Source organism: Streptomyces sp. NPDC046925 (assembly GCF_040644915.1).
Taxonomy (GTDB): Bacteria; Actinomycetota; Actinomycetes; order Streptomycetales; family Streptomycetaceae; genus Streptomyces.
Genome location: NZ_JBEYWZ010000011.1, coordinates 74,490 through 90,891 on the forward strand (window position 1 = coordinate 74,490; position 16,402 = coordinate 90,891).

The 16,402-nt window shown below is 66.1% G+C and carries 28 protein-coding genes; 25 read left to right on the forward strand and 3 right to left on the reverse strand.

Annotated features, from left to right (window positions below):
* Positions 1 to 138: 138 nt before the first annotated feature.
* Positions 139 to 1,332, forward strand: coding sequence for an elongation factor Tu (gene tuf / locus ABZ906_RS34000; protein WP_160506655.1), 1,194 nt, complete (start codon positions 139 to 141; stop codon positions 1,330 to 1,332).
* A 154-nt stretch (positions 1,333 to 1,486) separates the two neighbouring features.
* Complete coding sequence (locus ABZ906_RS34005; protein WP_361389600.1) at positions 1,487 to 2,002, forward strand: hypothetical protein; 516 nt, start codon at positions 1,487 to 1,489, stop codon at positions 2,000 to 2,002.
* Positions 2,003 to 2,014: 12 nt separating this feature from the next.
* On the opposite strand, the gene ABZ906_RS34010 is transcribed toward ABZ906_RS34005, so the two are convergent.
* The 3 genes from ABZ906_RS34010 to ABZ906_RS34020 form a co-directional block, all read right to left on the reverse strand.
* A complete protein-coding gene (locus tag ABZ906_RS34010) occupies positions 2,015 to 2,272 on the reverse strand; it encodes a hypothetical protein (RefSeq protein ID WP_361389602.1) in 258 nt (85 codons plus the stop codon).
* Positions 2,269 to 2,616 carry a hypothetical protein gene (locus ABZ906_RS34015; protein ID WP_361389604.1) on the reverse strand — a complete coding sequence of 116 codons (348 nt, stop codon included), beginning with the start codon at positions 2,614 to 2,616 and terminating at the stop codon, positions 2,269 to 2,271. Before ABZ906_RS34015 ends, ABZ906_RS34010 begins: the two co-directional genes overlap by 4 nt.
* Positions 2,617 to 2,704: 88 nt before the next feature.
* Positions 2,705 to 3,586, reverse strand: a complete 882-nt coding sequence (locus ABZ906_RS34020; protein ID WP_361389606.1) for a helix-turn-helix domain-containing protein — start codon at positions 3,584 to 3,586, stop codon at positions 2,705 to 2,707.
* Positions 3,587 to 4,361: 775 nt separating this feature from the next.
* On the opposite strand from ABZ906_RS34020, the gene rpsJ reads away from it, so the two are divergent.
* From rpsJ to ABZ906_RS34135, 23 genes are all read left to right on the forward strand, one after another.
* A complete protein-coding gene (rpsJ, locus tag ABZ906_RS34025; RefSeq protein WP_003948644.1) occupies positions 4,362 to 4,670 on the forward strand; it encodes a 30S ribosomal protein S10 in 309 nt (102 codons plus the stop codon).
* Between the two features lie 13 nt (positions 4,671 to 4,683).
* Positions 4,684 to 5,328: a 50S ribosomal protein L3 gene (rplC, locus tag ABZ906_RS34030; RefSeq protein ID WP_361182338.1), complete on the forward strand. Its 645-nt coding sequence runs from the start codon at positions 4,684 to 4,686 to the stop codon at positions 5,326 to 5,328.
* Between the two features lie 7 nt (positions 5,329 to 5,335).
* Positions 5,336 to 5,989, forward strand: a complete 654-nt coding sequence (rplD, locus tag ABZ906_RS34035) for a 50S ribosomal protein L4 (protein ID WP_190084418.1) — start codon at positions 5,336 to 5,338, stop codon at positions 5,987 to 5,989.
* A complete protein-coding gene (gene rplW, locus ABZ906_RS34040) occupies positions 5,989 to 6,405 on the forward strand; it encodes a 50S ribosomal protein L23 (protein WP_361182336.1) in 417 nt (138 codons plus the stop codon). Before rplD ends, rplW begins: the two co-directional genes overlap by 1 nt.
* A 39-nt stretch (positions 6,406 to 6,444) precedes the next feature.
* Entirely contained in the window at positions 6,445 to 7,281 is an 837-nt protein-coding gene (gene rplB / locus ABZ906_RS34045; protein ID WP_160506661.1) for a 50S ribosomal protein L2, read from the forward strand.
* A gap of 12 nt (positions 7,282 to 7,293) precedes the next feature.
* Positions 7,294 to 7,575: a 30S ribosomal protein S19 gene (gene rpsS / locus ABZ906_RS34050; RefSeq protein WP_190084420.1), complete on the forward strand. Its 282-nt coding sequence runs from the start codon at positions 7,294 to 7,296 to the stop codon at positions 7,573 to 7,575.
* A 41-nt stretch (positions 7,576 to 7,616) separates the two neighbouring features.
* Entirely contained in the window at positions 7,617 to 7,964 is a 348-nt protein-coding gene (gene rplV / locus ABZ906_RS34055; RefSeq protein WP_016645177.1) for a 50S ribosomal protein L22, read from the forward strand.
* The gene (gene rpsC, locus ABZ906_RS34060; protein WP_160506663.1) at positions 7,964 to 8,806 is read left to right on the forward strand and encodes a 30S ribosomal protein S3; all 843 of its coding nucleotides are present in this window, start codon (positions 7,964 to 7,966) and stop codon (positions 8,804 to 8,806) included. Before rplV ends, rpsC begins: the two co-directional genes overlap by 1 nt.
* Before the next feature lie 5 nt (positions 8,807 to 8,811).
* Positions 8,812 to 9,231 carry a 50S ribosomal protein L16 gene (gene rplP / locus ABZ906_RS34065; RefSeq protein ID WP_135332557.1) on the forward strand — a complete coding sequence of 140 codons (420 nt, stop codon included), beginning with the start codon at positions 8,812 to 8,814 and terminating at the stop codon, positions 9,229 to 9,231.
* Positions 9,231 to 9,455: a 50S ribosomal protein L29 gene (gene rpmC, locus ABZ906_RS34070; RefSeq protein ID WP_003998824.1), complete on the forward strand. Its 225-nt coding sequence runs from the start codon at positions 9,231 to 9,233 to the stop codon at positions 9,453 to 9,455. Before rplP ends, rpmC begins: the two co-directional genes overlap by 1 nt.
* The gene (gene rpsQ, locus ABZ906_RS34075; protein ID WP_055564830.1) at positions 9,455 to 9,739 is read left to right on the forward strand and encodes a 30S ribosomal protein S17; all 285 of its coding nucleotides are present in this window, start codon (positions 9,455 to 9,457) and stop codon (positions 9,737 to 9,739) included. The genes rpmC and rpsQ overlap by 1 nt, the downstream gene beginning before the upstream one ends.
* A gap of 103 nt (positions 9,740 to 9,842) precedes the next feature.
* Entirely contained in the window at positions 9,843 to 10,211 is a 369-nt protein-coding gene (gene rplN / locus ABZ906_RS34080) for a 50S ribosomal protein L14 (RefSeq protein WP_073768975.1), read from the forward strand.
* A gap of 2 nt (positions 10,212 to 10,213) precedes the next feature.
* Positions 10,214 to 10,537 carry a 50S ribosomal protein L24 gene (gene rplX / locus ABZ906_RS34085; RefSeq protein WP_160506664.1) on the forward strand — a complete coding sequence of 108 codons (324 nt, stop codon included), beginning with the start codon at positions 10,214 to 10,216 and terminating at the stop codon, positions 10,535 to 10,537.
* Positions 10,537 to 11,094, forward strand: a complete 558-nt coding sequence (gene rplE / locus ABZ906_RS34090; RefSeq protein WP_361182332.1) for a 50S ribosomal protein L5 — start codon at positions 10,537 to 10,539, stop codon at positions 11,092 to 11,094. The genes rplX and rplE overlap by 1 nt, the downstream gene beginning before the upstream one ends.
* A 5-nt stretch (positions 11,095 to 11,099) precedes the next feature.
* The gene (locus ABZ906_RS34095) at positions 11,100 to 11,285 is read left to right on the forward strand and encodes a type Z 30S ribosomal protein S14 (RefSeq protein ID WP_003948630.1); all 186 of its coding nucleotides are present in this window, start codon (positions 11,100 to 11,102) and stop codon (positions 11,283 to 11,285) included.
* Positions 11,286 to 11,509: 224 nt separating this feature from the next.
* A complete protein-coding gene (gene rpsH, locus ABZ906_RS34100; RefSeq protein WP_160506666.1) occupies positions 11,510 to 11,908 on the forward strand; it encodes a 30S ribosomal protein S8 in 399 nt (132 codons plus the stop codon).
* 21 nt (positions 11,909 to 11,929) lie between these two features.
* Entirely contained in the window at positions 11,930 to 12,469 is a 540-nt protein-coding gene (rplF, locus tag ABZ906_RS34105) for a 50S ribosomal protein L6 (protein WP_249588331.1), read from the forward strand.
* Between the two features lie 3 nt (positions 12,470 to 12,472).
* Positions 12,473 to 12,856, forward strand: coding sequence for a 50S ribosomal protein L18 (gene rplR, locus ABZ906_RS34110; RefSeq protein ID WP_361182330.1), 384 nt, complete (start codon positions 12,473 to 12,475; stop codon positions 12,854 to 12,856).
* Positions 12,857 to 12,902: 46 nt separating this feature from the next.
* Positions 12,903 to 13,505 (forward strand): 30S ribosomal protein S5, encoded by a 603-nt coding sequence (gene rpsE, locus ABZ906_RS34115; RefSeq protein WP_006126891.1) that lies wholly within the window; start codon positions 12,903 to 12,905, stop codon positions 13,503 to 13,505.
* The gene (rpmD, locus tag ABZ906_RS34120; RefSeq protein WP_190084424.1) at positions 13,505 to 13,687 is read left to right on the forward strand and encodes a 50S ribosomal protein L30; all 183 of its coding nucleotides are present in this window, start codon (positions 13,505 to 13,507) and stop codon (positions 13,685 to 13,687) included. Before rpsE ends, rpmD begins: the two co-directional genes overlap by 1 nt.
* Before the next feature lies 1 nt (position 13,688).
* Entirely contained in the window at positions 13,689 to 14,144 is a 456-nt protein-coding gene (gene rplO, locus ABZ906_RS34125; RefSeq protein WP_098244248.1) for a 50S ribosomal protein L15, read from the forward strand.
* Between the two features lie 224 nt (positions 14,145 to 14,368).
* A complete protein-coding gene (gene secY, locus ABZ906_RS34130; protein ID WP_361182328.1) occupies positions 14,369 to 15,682 on the forward strand; it encodes a preprotein translocase subunit SecY in 1,314 nt (437 codons plus the stop codon).
* Positions 15,682 to 16,335 (forward strand): adenylate kinase, encoded by a 654-nt coding sequence (locus ABZ906_RS34135; protein ID WP_361182327.1) that lies wholly within the window; start codon positions 15,682 to 15,684, stop codon positions 16,333 to 16,335. The genes secY and ABZ906_RS34135 overlap by 1 nt, the downstream gene beginning before the upstream one ends.
* Positions 16,336 to 16,402: the final 67 nt, after the last annotated feature.

Genomic DNA, 16,402 nt, shown 5'->3' on the forward strand with positions numbered 1-16,402 from the left:
CGCTTTAGGCTTGACTCCGGAGTCTCCGGGGCATTCCGACCCTCTTCGGGCCGGGTGCCCCGGGCCCCGGGTATCCCAGCAAAGATCACCTGGCGCCGATGAAGCAAGGCGTACAGAACCACTCCGCAGGAGGATTCAGTGGCGAAGGCAAAGTTCGAGCGGACTAAGCCGCACGTCAACATCGGCACCATCGGTCACATTGACCACGGTAAGACGACCCTCACGGCCGCCATTACCAAGGTGCTGCACGACGCGTACCCCGAGCTGAACGAGGCCTCGGCCTTCGACCAGATCGACAAGGCTCCCGAGGAGCGCCAGCGCGGTATCACCATCTCGATCGCGCACGTCGAGTACCAGACGGAGACGCGTCACTACGCGCACGTCGACTGCCCGGGTCACGCGGACTACATCAAGAACATGATCACGGGTGCCGCGCAGATGGACGGCGCGATCCTCGTGGTTGCCGCCACCGACGGCCCGATGCCGCAGACCAAGGAGCACGTGCTCCTGGCCCGCCAGGTCGGCGTTCCGTACATCGTCGTCGCCCTGAACAAGGCCGACATGGTGGACGACGAGGAGATCCTGGAGCTCGTCGAGCTCGAGGTCCGTGAGCTCCTCTCCGAGTACGAGTTCCCGGGCGACGACCTGCCGGTCGTCAAGGTCTCGGCGCTCAAGGCGCTCGAGGGCGACAAGGAGTGGGGTGAGTCCGTCCTCAACCTGATGAAGGCTGTCGACGAGTCCATCCCGGAGCCCGAGCGTGACGTCGACAAGCCGTTCCTGATGCCGATCGAGGACGTCTTCACGATCACCGGTCGTGGCACCGTCGTCACCGGTCGTATCGAGCGCGGCATCCTCAAGGTCAACGAGACCGTCGACATCATCGGCATCAAGACCGAGAAGACCACCACCACGGTCACCGGCATCGAGATGTTCCGCAAGCTGCTCGACGAGGGCCAGGCCGGTGAGAACGTCGGTCTGCTCCTCCGTGGCATCAAGCGCGAGGACGTCGAGCGCGGCCAGGTCATCATCAAGCCCGGTTCGGTCACGCCGCACACCGAGTTCGAGGCCCAGGCCTACATCCTGTCGAAGGACGAGGGTGGCCGTCACACCCCGTTCTTCAACAACTACCGCCCGCAGTTCTACTTCCGCACCACCGACGTGACCGGCGTCGTGACCCTCCCCGAGGGCACCGAGATGGTCATGCCGGGCGACAACACTGAGATGACCGTTGAGCTCATCCAGCCCGTCGCGATGGAAGAGGGCCTGAAGTTCGCCATCCGCGAGGGTGGCCGGACCGTCGGCGCCGGCCAGGTCACCAAGATCAACAAGTAAGCTCCGCTTGCTTGAAGATCGGGGTAACCCGGTCGCTCTGAACTGAGAGCACAGCAGTACGGCAGTAACGGAAGGGCCCGCACGACTTCGGTCGTGCGGGCCTTTTCGTGTTGCGTGGCGGGGGAGAGTGATCACTGTGGCGGGAGGGCCCGAGATGATCAGCCGACGTGGTGCGTGCTCCGTCGCGATCCTGGCGGCCGGCCTCCTGCTGTCCGGGTGCGGAGTGCCGGACGCGGGGGATCGCCCGGTGACCGAGGGCCGCGACTGGCACTGGCACTGGGACCGGGATGCGGGAGCGGACGAGGCATCGGCCTTCATGGGCGTGGCGGTGCCCGAGGGTGCGGCACAGCTCAGAGGTGCCGTCCAGGTCAACCCGCAGGAGGACGTGTACCTCCTCTCCTTCGTCACGGGGGAGAAGGGCGCCGAGGGCGTCGCGGAGGCGCTGCACTCCGAAGAGCCCCTCAGGGCGCGTACAGCGGAAGCCGTGCCGAAGGCCGAGCTCTTCGGACATCTGGGGCTGGCCGAGCCGCAGACGCTGGAGGGGGCGCGCTGGGCGGGCGTCTGCCCGCCGTGCGTGAAGGACGAGCACCGTAAGAAGGTTCAGTGGATCGAGATCCATGTCCAGGCTCTCGGGTCCGACCGGGCGCGGGTCTACCTGCAGGCGTTCTAAGACTCTCTGGACTCAGAAGCCCAGGTAGGTCAGCTGGACGACATAGACGCGTTCGCTGCGTACGACGATCTGGTAGCGGAACATTCCGCCGGGGACGGTGATGTCGCCGCCCTTCGGATCGACATCTTGGTGACCGCGGCCGTGTACGTACAGCGCCTCGGCCGCCCTGACCAGCTCTGCGGCCTTGCGCTCCACTTCGGCGAGAAAGGCTGGTGACGCGGTGCGGGCGGCTTCCTCTGCCGCGAAGGCGTACTCCCAGCGCCAGTTCAAGTCCTTACTGCCTTCATGGCCTCGTCCAAGACGCCGCTCAGCTCGCGCAAGGCGTCATGGGCGACGGAGGCGTCCTCGTGCTCAAGGTCCCGCGTGGCGCGGGCGTGCCGGGCGGACAGGTCGGGGCGGCGGGCGATCTCGATGTCCCGGGCCCAGGCAAGGACCCAGCTTTGCACCGGGCTGAGGGACTGCCATTCGACGGCCTTGGCGAAGGCCTCGTCCTTGGTCCGCTGCATCTCCGGCAGGCGCGCGGGGGCGACGACGGCGAGGGCGGCGCGCAGGGCGTCCGGGGTCTGCTCGGGGCGCGGCGCCAGCTCGTGCCCATGGTCTGACTGCGTGCTCATGGAGTCCTCCCGTGAGTGCACTGGCCAGGTTAGTCGGCTGGGGCTCGCGGGGTGTGGGGACGCGAACATTGCTGGGTATTTCCCCTGGTCAGGCGACGTGCGGGGCGCTGTGGCAGGCGAGGCAGCGGCCTGATTCCGGGCTGCGGAAGGCGCGGTCACAGGGGTCGCAGTTCTGGAGGGGGTGCCGGGTCGGTGGTGCGGACGGCGTCGGCGGCAGCAGTGCGGTGAGCCGGTGGGCGAGCAGCGCGGCCGGGCGGCGTGGGCCCTCAGGGGGCAGGTCGCGTGTCAGGGCGAGGCATACGGCATCGGGGGCCACGTCTCGTTCCAGCCAGGCGGCGACGCCAGGGGCGAGGTGGGCGGCGTCGCGAGCCGAGAGGAGCAGCCGTGGGTCTTCGTGGCGCAGATCGGCCAGCAGGTCGGTGGCCTGCTGGAGGAGGGGTGGGGCCGGGTAGGCCGGGTGCGGCACGGCAGGGAGGGGGCGGGCCTTCTTGCGAGGAGGGTGTGGGGCGCAGGGCTCGCTGGGCTTGGGCTCTGGGGGCCGTGCCGGGGCCGCGTGCGGCTGGTTGCAGGATGTCGTGCGGGTGACGATGCGGCCGGCGGGGGTGCGTTCGCGTTCGCGGCGCAGGTAGCCGTGGGCCTCCAGCTCGCGCAGAGCGGCTGCGATGCGGGTCGCGCCTTCGGGGAAGCGGGCGGCGAGCGTCTTGATGTCGACGCGGGCTCCGGCGGGTAGTGACTGCATGTGGCAGCCCAGGCCGATCGCCAGGAGGGAGAGGTCCTGGTGCTGCGTGAGGTGGTTGCCGATCACCGTGAAGCGGGCGATGTGGCGGGTGTTGTCGTGGGCGATGCCGGACGGGCGCGCAGCGGTGGGGCGGGGCTGGCTGCGGGGGCGCCGGGTCGCTCGTGCGTGGGATTGACTGCCGCCAACGGCGGACCGGGCGCGCGGGGGCGCGCTAAGGTTTTGGGTGTCCATCGGGAAGCCTCTTTCTTCCTCGGTGGTCAGGCCCTCGCCTCGGGATTGCCGTCCCGGCGGGGGCCGTCGCATGTCTGCTGTTGTTTTGCGTGCTCGGGCTGAGATTAGGGCAGTCGGGGGATCGGAAATCCAGCTGAGCAGGTGATGTTCACTCGCGTGAGTGAGCGGCGTCCCGTGGGTTGCCGACCAGCACAAGGACCAAGACCGGCCCGTGGCCGTGCGGGCCTGGCCGTGGGCGGGTGGGGTGGGGCTTGGTGGGTTCTTTCTCCCTCGGGTTACTTGGGAGAAAGGCGCCGGTGATACCGGAACACGAGGGGCCGGGTGCCGGTGGAGAGGGGTTCCGGCTCGCGCGGCTGGAGGGTCGGGTTTGATCTCCGGCGGGTACGGGGTAGTCTCTCCGGCCCCGATTGGCCAGGTCCTACGCTCGTATGGCAGACTGTCGGGGTTGCTCGGTTGAGTGCCGATGCTGCGCGCCTCCCGCCGGGGGGACCGGAAGCGAGTCCCACAGTACTCGTCGCCCCATCTGCCGTAAGGCAGCGCTGGAGCGGACGTACGGGAATCTTCTGGGAAGTGCAGTGCGGAAGCTTAGCCAGGCGCCCGGTGGGTTTCTTCCCCCGGACCCGCGGTCATCTGGGCCGCAGCCCCTAGCAGGGAAATCCTTCGGGAAATCTCCGTGAGCGGGACTGCGACACGCCCGACCGCGTGGGTCGGAGGAAGTAGAAAAAAGGGCCTCCCGGGAGCCAGAGCGTTCGAGACAAAGGACTACCAAGTAGCCATGGCGGGACAGAAGATCCGCATCCGGCTCAAGGCCTACGACCACGAGGTCATCGACTCCTCGGCGAAGAAGATCGTCGAGACGGTGACTCGCACTGGTGCGTCGGTCGCGGGCCCGGTGCCGCTGCCCACTGAGAAGAACGTGTACTGCGTCATCAAGTCGCCGCACAAGTACAAGGACTCGCGCGAGCACTTCGAGATGCGCACGCACAAGCGCCTGATCGACATCCTCGACCCGACGCCCAAGACCGTTGACTCGTTGATGCGCCTGGACCTTCCGGCCGGCGTCGACATCGAGATCAAGCTCTGAGAGGCGCGGACAGATGACTAAGCAGATCAAGGGCGTCCTGGGCGAGAAGCTCGGCATGACCCAGGTCTGGGACGAGAACAACCGTGTCGTCCCGGTCACCGTCGTCAAGGCCGGGCCCTGCGTCGTTACCCAGGTCCGTACGAATGACTCCGACGGCTACGAGTCGGTCCAGATCGCCTTCGGCGAGATCGACCCTCGCAAGGTGAACAAGCCCCTCAAGGGTCACTTCGCCAAGGCCGACGTGACCCCCCGCCGCCACCTGGTGGAGATCCGCACCCCCGACGCCAGCGAGTACACGCTGGGCCAGGAGGTGACTGCCGAGGTGTTCGAGTCCGGCGTCAAGGTTGACGTCACGGGCAAGAGCAAGGGCAAGGGCTTCGCCGGTGTCATGAAGCGTCACAACTTCAAGGGACTCGGCGCCGGTCACGGCACCCAGCGCAAGCACCGCTCTCCCGGTTCCATCGGTGGCTGCGCCACCCCGGGCCGTGTGTTCAAGGGCCTCCGCATGGCGGGCCGTATGGGCAACGAGCGGGTCACCACCCAGAACCTGACCGTTCACGCCGTTGACGCGGAGAAGGGCCTGCTCCTGATCAAGGGCGCAGTTCCCGGTCCGAACGGCGGCCTCGTCCTGGTCCGTACCGCGGCCAAGGGGGCTTGAGGAACCGATGAGCACCATTGACATCCTTTCGCCGGCAGGCGACAAGGCCGGGACCGTCGAGCTCCCCGCGGAGATCTTCGACGTCGAGAAGATCAGCATCCCGCTGATCCACCAGGTCGTTGTCGCACAGCTGGCCGCTGCCCGTCAGGGCACGCACAAGACCAAGCGCCGCGGTGAAGTCCGCGGTGGTGGTAAGAAGCCGTACCGCCAGAAGGGCACCGGCCGCGCGCGCCAGGGTTCGACCCGTGCGCCGCAGTTCGCAGGCGGTGGCGTCGTCCACGGCCCGCAGCCGCGTGACTACTCGCAGCGGACCCCGAAGAAGATGAAGGCCGCGGCCCTGCGCCACGCCCTCACCGACCGGGCCCGCAACGCTCGTATCCACGTTGTCACCAACGTGGTCGAGGGCGACATCTCCACGAAGGCCGCGAAGACGCTGCTCGGCAAGGTCAGCGAGCGCAAGAACGTGCTCCTGGTCATCGACCGCGCGGACGAGACTTCGCTGCTCTCCGCCCGCAACCTGCCCCAGGTGCACATCCTGGAGCCGGGCCAGCTGAACACGTACGACGTGCTCGTCTCGGACGACGTGGTCTTCACCAAGGCCGCCTTCGAGTCCTTCGTGTCTGGCCCCCAGGCCGTTGAGACCGAAGGGAGCGAAGCCTGATGGCTACGCGTCACCCGAGCATCGCCCCGAAGGCGGCCAAGGCCGCCAAGGCAGCGCGCGTCGCCAAGGCGAAGCGCCACGCCACCGAGGGCAAGAACACCGTCGAGACGCCGCTGAGCAAGAGCTTCACGGACCCCCGTGACGTCCTCGTCAAGCCGGTCGTCTCCGAGAAGAGCTACGCGCTCCTCGACGAGGGCAAGTACACCTTCATCGTTGCGCCCGGCGCCAACAAGACCCAGATCAAGCAGGCCGTCGAGGCGGTCTTCTCGGTCAAGGTCACTGGGGTCAACACGATCAACCGCCAGGGCAAGCGCAAGCGCACCCGCACGGGCTTCGGTAAGCGCGCTGACACCAAGCGCGCGATCGTGACCCTCGCTGAGGGCGACCGTATCGACATCTTCGGCCAGGCCTCCTAACGGAGCGCCCTGGTCCGAATATCGGACGAGGACTGAGAAATGGGAATCCGCAAGTACAAGCCGACTACGCCGGGCCGTCGTGGCTCCAGCGTCGCCGACTTCGTCGAGGTAACGCGGTCCACGCCGGAGAAGTCGCTGGTCCGCCCGCTGCACAGCAAGGGCGGCCGTAACAACGCCGGTCGTGTGACCGTTCGCCACCAGGGTGGCGGACACAAGCGCGCCTACCGAGTGATCGACTTCCGTCGTCACGACAAGGACGGCGTGCCGGCGAAGGTCGCGCACATCGAGTACGACCCGAACCGCACCGCGCGCATCGCGCTCCTGCACTACGCGGACGGCGAGAAGCGCTACATCCTGGCCCCCCGCAACCTGTCGCAGGGTGACCGGGTCGAGAACGGACCGGGCGCGGACATCAAGCCGGGCAACAACCTGGCCCTCCGCAACATCCCGGTCGGTACGACCATCCACGCCATCGAGCTGCGGCCCGGCGGCGGCGCGAAGTTCGCCCGCTCCGCGGGTGCCTCCGTGCAGCTGCTGGCGAAGGAGGGCTCCATGGCCCACCTTCGTATGCCGTCCGGTGAAATCCGCCTGGTCGACGTCCGCTGCCGCGCCACCATCGGCGAGGTCGGCAACGCCGAGCAGTCGAACATCAACTGGGGCAAGGCCGGCCGTAAGCGCTGGCTGGGCGTTCGCCCGACCGTTCGCGGTGTGGCGATGAACCCGGTCGACCACCCGCACGGTGGTGGTGAAGGCAAGACTTCCGGTGGTCGCCACCCGGTCTCGCCGTGGGGTCAGAAGGAGGGTCGTACTCGTTCGCCGAAGAAGGCGAGCAACAAGTACATCGTCCGCCGCCGCAAGACGAACAAGAAGCGCTAGGAGCGGGTTTAGATGCCGCGCAGTCTCAAGAAGGGACCCTTCGTCGACGGCCACCTCGTAAAGAAGGTGGACGCTCAGAACGAAGCAGGTTCCAAGAACGTCATCAAGACCTGGTCCCGTCGCTCGATGATCGTCCCGGCCATGCTGGGCCACACGATCGCGGTGCACAACGGCAAGACCCACATCCCGGTGTTCGTCACCGAGGCGATGGTCGGCCACAAGCTCGGCGAGTTCTCGCCGACTCGCACCTTCCGCGGCCACGTCAAGGACGACCGGAAGTCGAAGCGCCGCTAGCGCGGGGTGGAACGACTATGACTTACACCGAAGGGACAACCATGGAAGCCAGGGCCCAGGCGCGGTACATCCGCGTCACGCCCATGAAGGCCCGCCGAGTGGTGGACCTCATCCGTGGCATGGATGCCACGGAGGCTCAGGCGGTCCTGCGTTTCGCCCCGCAGGCCGCGAGCGTGCCGGTTGGCAAGGTGCTGGACAGCGCCATTGCCAATGCCGCGCACAACTACGACCACAGTGACGCCTCTTCGCTGGTCATCAGCGAGGCGTACGTGGATGAGGGCCCGACCCTGAAGCGGTTCCGTCCGCGTGCTCAGGGCCGTGCCTACCGGATCCGTAAGCGGACCAGCCACATCACCGTGGTCGTCAGCAGCAAGGAAGGAACCCGGTAATGGGCCAGAAGGTAAACCCGCACGGGTTCCGGCTCGGCATCACCACCGACTTCAAGTCGCGTTGGTACGCCGACAAGCTGTACAAGGACTACGTCAAGGAAGACGTCGCCATCCGTCGGATGATGACGTCCGGCATGGAGCGCGCCGGCATCTCGAAGGTTGAGATCGAGCGCACCCGTGACCGCGTGCGGGTGGACATCCACACCGCGCGTCCCGGCATCGTCATCGGCCGCCGTGGCGCCGAGGCCGACCGCATCCGCGGTGACCTCGAGAAGCTCACGGGCAAGCAGGTTCAGCTGAACATCCTCGAGGTCAAGAACCCCGAGGTCGACGCTCAGCTGGTCGCGCAGGCCGTTGCGGAGCAGCTGTCCTCCCGCGTCTCCTTCCGTCGCGCCATGCGCAAGAGCATGCAGTCGACGATGAAGGCCGGCGCCAAGGGCATCAAGATCCAGTGTGGTGGCCGTCTCGGCGGCGCCGAGATGTCCCGCTCGGAGTTCTACCGCGAGGGCCGCGTGCCCCTGCACACCCTCCGTGCGAACGTCGACTACGGCTTCTTCGAGGCCAAGACGACCTTCGGCCGTATCGGCGTGAAGGTCTGGATCTACAAGGGCGACGTCAAGAACATCGCCGAGGTCCGCGCCGAGAACGCCGCGGCCCGTGCGGGTAACCGCCCGGCCCGTGGTGGCGGCAACGACCGCCCGGCCCGTGGTGGCCGTGGTGGCGAGCGTGGCGGCCGCGGCCGCAAGCCGCAGCAGCAGTCCGCGCCGGCTGCCGAGGCCCCCAAGGCCGACGCTCCCGCCGCAGCTGCCGCTCCGGCTGAGAGCACCGGAACGGAGGCCTGACCGACATGCTGATCCCTCGTAGGGTCAAGCACCGCAAGCAGCACCACCCCAAGCGCAGCGGTATGAGCAAGGGTGGTACGCAGGTTGCGTTCGGCGAGTACGGGATTCAGGCCCTCACTCCGGCGTACGTGACCAACCGCCAGATCGAGGCGGCTCGTATCGCGATGACCCGCCACATCAAGCGTGGCGGCAAGGTCTGGATCAACATCTACCCGGACCGCCCGCTGACGAAGAAGCCCGCCGAGACCCGCATGGGTTCCGGTAAGGGTTCCCCCGAGTGGTGGGTCGCGAACGTCAAGCCCGGACGGGTGATGTTCGAGCTGTCCTACCCGAATGAGAAGACTGCGCGTGAGGCGCTTACCCGCGCTGCTCACAAGCTTCCGATGAAGTGCCGGATTGTTCGGCGCGAGGCAGGTGAGTCGTGATGTCGGCCGGTACCAAGGCGTCCGAGCTGCGCGAACTGGGTGACGAGGAGCTTCTCGCGAAGCTTCGCGAAGCCAAGGAAGAGCTGTTCAACCTCCGCTTCCAGGCGGCGACCGGTCAGCTCGAGAACCACGGGCGGCTCAAGGCCGTCCGCAAGGACATCGCGCGGATCTACACCCTGATGCGTGAGCGCGAGCTGGGCATCGAGACGGTGGAGAGCGCCTGATGAGCGAGAGCAACGTGACTGAGACGAAGACCGACCGCGGATTCCGCAAGACCCGTGAGGGTCTGGTCGTCAGCGACAAGATGGACAAGACCGTCGTCGTCGCTGTCGAGGACCGCGTGAAGCACGCGCTGTACGGCAAGGTCATCCGCCGTACGAACAAGCTCAAGGCGCACGACGAGCAGAACGCTGCCGGCGTCGGCGACCGTGTCCTCCTCATGGAGACGCGTCCGCTGTCGGCGACCAAGCGCTGGCGCATCGTCGAGATCCTCGAGAAGGCCAAGTAATTCTCTGAGGCATTCCTCAGGGTTCGTTCCGCCAGGCTCGGCAGGGGCCCTCTCGTAAGAGAGAAGCCCCTGCCGGGAACCGGCAGACAAACAGGAGATAGACGTGATCCAGCAGGAGTCGCGACTTCGGATCGCCGACAACACGGGTGCGAAGGAAATTCTCACCATCCGTGTTCTCGGTGGCTCGGGTCGCCGCTACGCGGGCATCGGTGACGTCATCGTCGCCACCGTCAAGGACGCGATCCCCGGTGGCAACGTGAAGAAGGGTGACGTCGTCAAGGCCGTCATCGTTCGCACCGTCAAGGAGCGCCGCCGTCCCGACGGCTCGTACATCCGCTTCGACGAGAACGCCGCCGTCATTCTGAAGAACGACGGCGACCCTCGCGGCACCCGTATCTTCGGCCCGGTCGGCCGTGAGCTGCGCGAGAAGAAGTTCATGAAGATCATCTCGCTCGCGCCGGAGGTGCTGTAAGCATGAAGATCAAGAAGGGCGACCTGGTCCAGGTCATCACCGGTAAGGACAAGGGCAAGCAGGGCAAGGTCATTGCCGCTTACCCGCGCGACGAGCGCGTCCTGGTCGAGGGTGTCAACCGGGTCAAGAAGCACACGAAGGCCGGCCCGACCGCCAGCGGTTCGCAGGCCGGCGGCATCGTGACCACCGAAGCCCCTGTCCACGTCTCCAACGTCCAGCTGGTCGTGGAGAAGGACGGCAACAAGGTCGTCACGCGTGTCGGTTTCCGCTTCGACGATGACGGCAACAAGATCCGCGTTGCCAAGCGGACGGGTGAGGACATCTGATGACGACCACCACCACTCCGCGTCTGAAGACGAAGTACCGCGAGGAGATCGCGGGCAAGCTGCAGGAAGAGTTCTCGTACGAGAACGTCATGCAGACCCCCGGCCTCATCAAGATCGTGGTCAACATGGGTGTCGGCGACGCCGCCCGTGACTCCAAGCTCATGGACGGTGCCGTCCGTGACCTGACCACCATCACGGGTCAGAAGCCGGCCATCACCAAGGCCCGGAAGTCCATCGCGCAGTTCAAGCTGCGCGAGGGTCAGCCGATCGGCTGCCACGTCACGCTTCGTGGCGACCGCATGTGGGAGTTCCTGGACCGCACCCTGTCGCTCGCGCTGCCGCGCATCCGCGACTTCCGTGGTCTGTCCCCCAAGCAGTTCGACGGCCGTGGCAACTACACCTTCGGTCTCACGGAGCAGGTCATGTTCCACGAGATCGACCAGGACAAGATCGACCGCGTCCGGGGTATGGACATCACCGTGGTCACCACGGCGACCAACGACGCCGAAGGCCGTGCCCTTCTCCGTCACCTCGGCTTCCCGTTCAAGGAGGCGTAAGCGAGATGGCGAAGAAGGCTCTTATTGCCAAGGCTGCTCGTAAGCCCAAGTTCGGTGTGCGTGGCTACACCCGCTGCCAGCGCTGTGGCCGCCCGCACTCCGTGTACCGCAAGTTCGGCCTGTGCCGCGTCTGCCTTCGTGAGATGGCTCACCGTGGCGAGCTGCCGGGCGTGACCAAGAGCTCCTGGTAATTCCCCTCTGTCCTCAGGGACTTGGGAATTACCGGAGGCTCTCGGTAAGTATCTGGTCGGTAGGTGGCCCACCTCTCCATGCCTTAGGCTAGGAGGGTTGGGCGCCTGCCGCCCTGACCGACTTACTACGCCGTAGGTCCCCGCGCCGCACCCGTCCCGCCTCTGAGTGGGGAGAGGGATGGCGCAGATAGGAAACCACGGCGAGAGAGGCCGAAGGCCAATTCATGACCATGACTGATCCGATCGCGGACATGCTGACTCGTCTGCGTAACGCGAACTCGGCGTACCACGACTCCGTGGCGATGCCGCACAGCAAGATCAAGTCTCACATCGCGGAGATCCTCCAGCAGGAGGGCTTCATCACGGGCTGGAAGACCGAGGACGCCGAGGTCGGCAAGAACCTCGTCCTCGAGCTGAAGTTCGGCCCGAACCGTGAGCGCTCCATCGCGGGCATCAAGCGGATCTCCAAGCCCGGTCTCCGGGTTTACGCGAAGTCCACCAATCTGCCGAAGGTGCTCGGCGGCCTGGGCGTGGCGATCATCTCCACGTCGCACGGTCTGCTCACCGGCCAGCAGGCAGGCAAGAAGGGCGTAGGTGGGGAAGTCCTCGCCTACGTCTGGTAGTCGGGAACGGAGGAATAGCTAATGTCGCGTATTGGCAAGCTCCCCATCACGGTTCCCGCCGGCGTGGACGTCACCATCGACGGCCGGACGGTTTCGGTTAAGGGCCCCAAGGGTTCCCTTTCCCACACCGTCGTCGCGCCGATCGACATCGCTAAGGGTGAGGACGGCGTCCTGAGCGTCACCCGCCCCAACGACGAGCGTCAGAACAAGGCCCTGCACGGCCTGTCCCGCACGCTGGTGGCGAACATGATCACCGGCGTGACCACGGGTTACGTGAAGAAGCTCGAGATCAGCGGTGTCGGTTACCGCGTGCTCGCGAAGGGCTCCAACCTGGAGTTCTCGCTGGGTTACAGCCACCCGATCCTGGTCGAGGCCCCCGAGGGCATCACCTTCAAGGTGGAGTCCGCGACCAAGCTTTCGGTCGAGGGCATCGACAAGCAGAAGGTCGGCGAGGTTGCGGCCAACATCCGCAAGCTGCGCAAGCCCGACCCGTACAAGGCCAAGGGTGTCAAGTACGAGGGCGAAGTCATCCGGCGCAAGGTCGGAAAGGCAGGTAAGTAAGCCATGGCATACGGTGTGAAGATCGCCAAGGGTGACGCTTACAAGCGTGCCGCCAAGGCCCGCCGCCACATCCGCATCCGCAAGAACGTGTCGGGTACGGCGGAGCGTCCGCGCCTCGTCGTGACGCGCTCGAACCGCAACATCGTCGCTCAGGTCATCGACGACCTCAAGGGTCACACCCTTGCGTCGGCGTCGACCCTGGACACCACGATCCGCGGTGGCGAGGCCGACAAGTCCGAGCAGGCCAAGCAGGTCGGCGCACTCGTCGCCGAGCGTGCCAAGGCCGCGGGTGTCGAGGCCGTCGTGTTCGACCGCGGTGGCAACAAGTACGCCGGGCGCATTGCCGCTCTGGCGGACGCCGCCCGCGAAGCCGGGCTGAAGTTCTAAGCCCCGGTTCCGGAGCTAGCGGACGTAACAGAGAGAGGTAATTCCAATGGCTGGACCCCAGCGCCGCGGAAGCGGTGCCGGTGGCGGCGAGCGGCGGGACCGGAAGGGTCGCGACGGTGGCGCTGCCGCCGAGAAGACCGCATACGTTGAGCGCGTTGTCGCGATCAACCGTGTCGCCAAGGTTGTCAAGGGTGGTCGCCGCTTCAGCTTCACCGCGCTGGTCGTGGTGGGCGACGGTGACGGCACCGTAGGTGTCGGATACGGCAAGGCCAAGGAAGTTCCCGCGGCCATCGCCAAGGGCGTTGAAGAGGCCAAGAAGAACTTCTTCAAGGTTCCGCGTATCCAGGGCACCATCCCGCACCCGATCACGGGCGAGAAGGCCGCAGGCGTCGTCCTGCTCAAGCCTGCTTCCCCCGGTACCGGTGTTATCGCCGGTGGCCCGGTGCGTGCCGTGCTCGAGTGCGCGGGCGTGCACGACATCCTGTCGAAGTCGCTCGGTTCGTCGAACGCGATCAACATCGTGCACGCGACCGTGGAGGCCCTCAAGGGCCTGCAGCGTCCCGAGGAGATCGCGGCTCGCCGTGGTCTGCCCCTCGAGGACGTCGCTCCCGCGGCTCTTCTCCGTGCGCGTGCCGGGGCTGGTGCGTAATGGCGCAGCTCAAGGTCACGCAGGTGAAGTCGTACATCGGCAGCAAGCAGAACCACCGCGACACGCTGCGTTCGCTTGGCCTCAAGCGGGTCAACGACGTGGTCGTCAAGGAAGACCGCCCCGAGTTCCGCGGAATGGTGCACACCGTCCGCCACCTCGTGACGGTTGAGGAGGTCGACTGACATGGCGGAGCAGAACCCGCTGAAGGTCCACAACCTCCGGCCCGCCCCGGGCGCCAAGACCGCCAAGACCCGTGTGGGTCGTGGTGAGGCGTCCAAGGGTAAGACCGCTGGTCGTGGTACCAAGGGCACCAAGGCCCGTTACCAGGTTCCGGAGCGCTTCGAGGGTGGCCAGATGCCCCTCCACATGCGTCTCCCGAAGCTCAAGGGCTTCAAGAACCCGTTCAAGACCGAGTTCCAGGTCGTGAACCTCGACAAGCTGAGCGCGCTGTTCCCCGAGGGTGGCGAGGTCACCGTCGAGGCCCTCGTGGCCAAGGGTGCGGTTCGCAAGAACAGCCTCGTCAAGGTCCTCGGCCAGGGTGAGGTCACCGTGGCGCTGCAGGTGACGGTTGACGCCGTCTCCGGCTCCGCCAAGGAGAAGATCACCGCCGCCGGCGGTACCGTCACCGAGCTCGTCTGAATTCTTCAGGCACCTCGATGACTTGAGCGATTCCCAGCCGGGGATGCCCCACATATGGGGCATCCCCGGTTGGTCGTTCCAAGGGGGGCACGGTCGCCGGTAAGGTGGCGTGCACTGTCTAAGCTCCGTGCGGTCTTGCCGTGCGGTTTTTCTGACTGATACGTATTCGTCGATCCTCAGACCACTACCTCTGACGCACGCGCGCGGGGGTCGCAGGAGGCACCGTGCTCACCGCGTTCGCCCGGGCGTTCAAGACGCCCGACCTGCGCAAGAAGCTGCTCTTCACTCTCGGCATCATCGTGATCTACCGGCTCGGAACGCATATTCCGATCCCCGGCGTCAGCTATAAGAACGTCCAGGTCTGCATGGACCAGGCCAACTCCAACCAGGGGTTGTTCGGCCTGGTCAACATGATGAGTGGCGGGGCGCTGCTGCAGATCACGATCTTCGCGCTCGGCATCATGCCGTACATCACGGCGAGCATCATCCTGCAGCTGCTGACCGTGGTGATCCCGCGGCTCGAGGCCCTCAAGAAGGAGGGTCAGGCCGGCACGGCGAAGATCACGCAGTACACGCGTTATCTGACCGTCGCGCTCGCGATCCTCCAGGGGACCGGCCTCGTGGCCACGGCTCGTACGGGCTCGCTGTTCTCCGGCTGCCCCGTCGCCACCGAGATCGTTCCGGACCAGTCCATCTTCGTCACCGTCACCATGGTCATCACGATGACCGCGGGAACGGCCTGCGTCATGTGGCTCGGTGAGCTCATCACCGACCGCGGCATCGGCAACGGCATGTCGATCCTGATGTTCATCTCGATCGCCGCCACCTTCCCCGGCGCGCTGTGGGCCATCAAGAAGCAGGGCTCCCTCGCCGGTGGCTGGATCGAGTTCGGCACCGTCATCGCGGTCGGTCTCGTCATGGTCGGTCTGGTCGTCTTCGTCGAGCAGGCTCAGCGCCGCATTCCCGTCCAGTACGCGAAGCGCATGATCGGCCGCCGTTCCTATGGCGGTACCTCGACGTACATTCCGCTGAAGGTCAATCAGGCGGGCATCATCCCTGTGATCTTCGCCTCTTCGCTTCTCTACATCCCCGCTCTCGTCGCCCAGTTCGCGGGTGGCAATTCCGGGTGGAAGCAGTGGATCGAGGCGAACCTGACCAAGGGCGACCACCCGATCTACATCGCGACGTACTTCTTGTTGATCGTGTTCTTCGCCTTCTTCTACGTGGCTATCTCGTTCAACCCCGAGGAAGTCGCGGACAACATGAAGAAGTATGGTGGCTTCATCCCGGGCATCCGGGCTGGCCGTCCGACCGCTGAGTACCTGAGTTACGTACTCAACCGGATCACGTGGCCGGGCTCGCTGTATCTGGGTCTGATCGCTCTTGTACCGACGATGGCGTTGGTGGGCTTCGGCGCGAACCAGAACTTCCCGTTCGGCGGGACAAGCATCCTGATCATCGTGGGTGTGGGTCTGGAGACCGTGAAGCAGATCGAGAGCCAGCTCCAGCAGCGCAATTACGAAGGGTTCCTCCGCTGATGCGAATCGTCCTCGTCGGGCCGCCCGGTGCGGGCAAGGGAACGCAGGCCGCGTTCCTCGCCAAGAACCTGAAGATTCCGCACATCTCCACGGGCGACCTGTTCCGCGCCAACATCAGCCAGGGCACGGAGCTGGGCAAGCGGGCGAAGGCCTACATGGACGACGGCAACCTCGTCCCCGACGAGGTCACCATCGGCATGGCGAAGGACCGCATGGCGCAGCCGGACGCCGAGAACGGCTTCCTGCTCGACGGCTTCCCGCGGAACGTGTCGCAGGCCGAGGCCCTGGACGAGTCGCTCAAGGCGGACGGCCAGAAGCTCGACGCGGTGCTCGACCTTGAGGTCCCCGAGGACGAGGTGGTCAAGCGCATCGCCGGCCGCCGTATCTGCCGGAACGATTCCAGCCACGTCTTCCACGTGACGTACAGCAAGCCGAAGACCGAGGGCGTCTGCGACGTCTGCGGCGGCGAGCTCTACCAGCGCGGTGACGACAAGGAAGAGACCGTGCGCAAGCGGCTCGACGTGTACCACCGCGAGACCGAGCCGATCATCGACCACTACAAGACCCAGGGTCTCGTCGTGACGATCTCGGCGCTCGGCAAGGTGGACGAGGTCACCAAGCGCGCGATGGACGCGCTCAAGGGCGACAAGTAGCCACTGCGCAGTCCAGTACGCTGTTTCGGCCGCGGTGCCCTTCGGGGGACCGCGGCCGTAGTGTTGT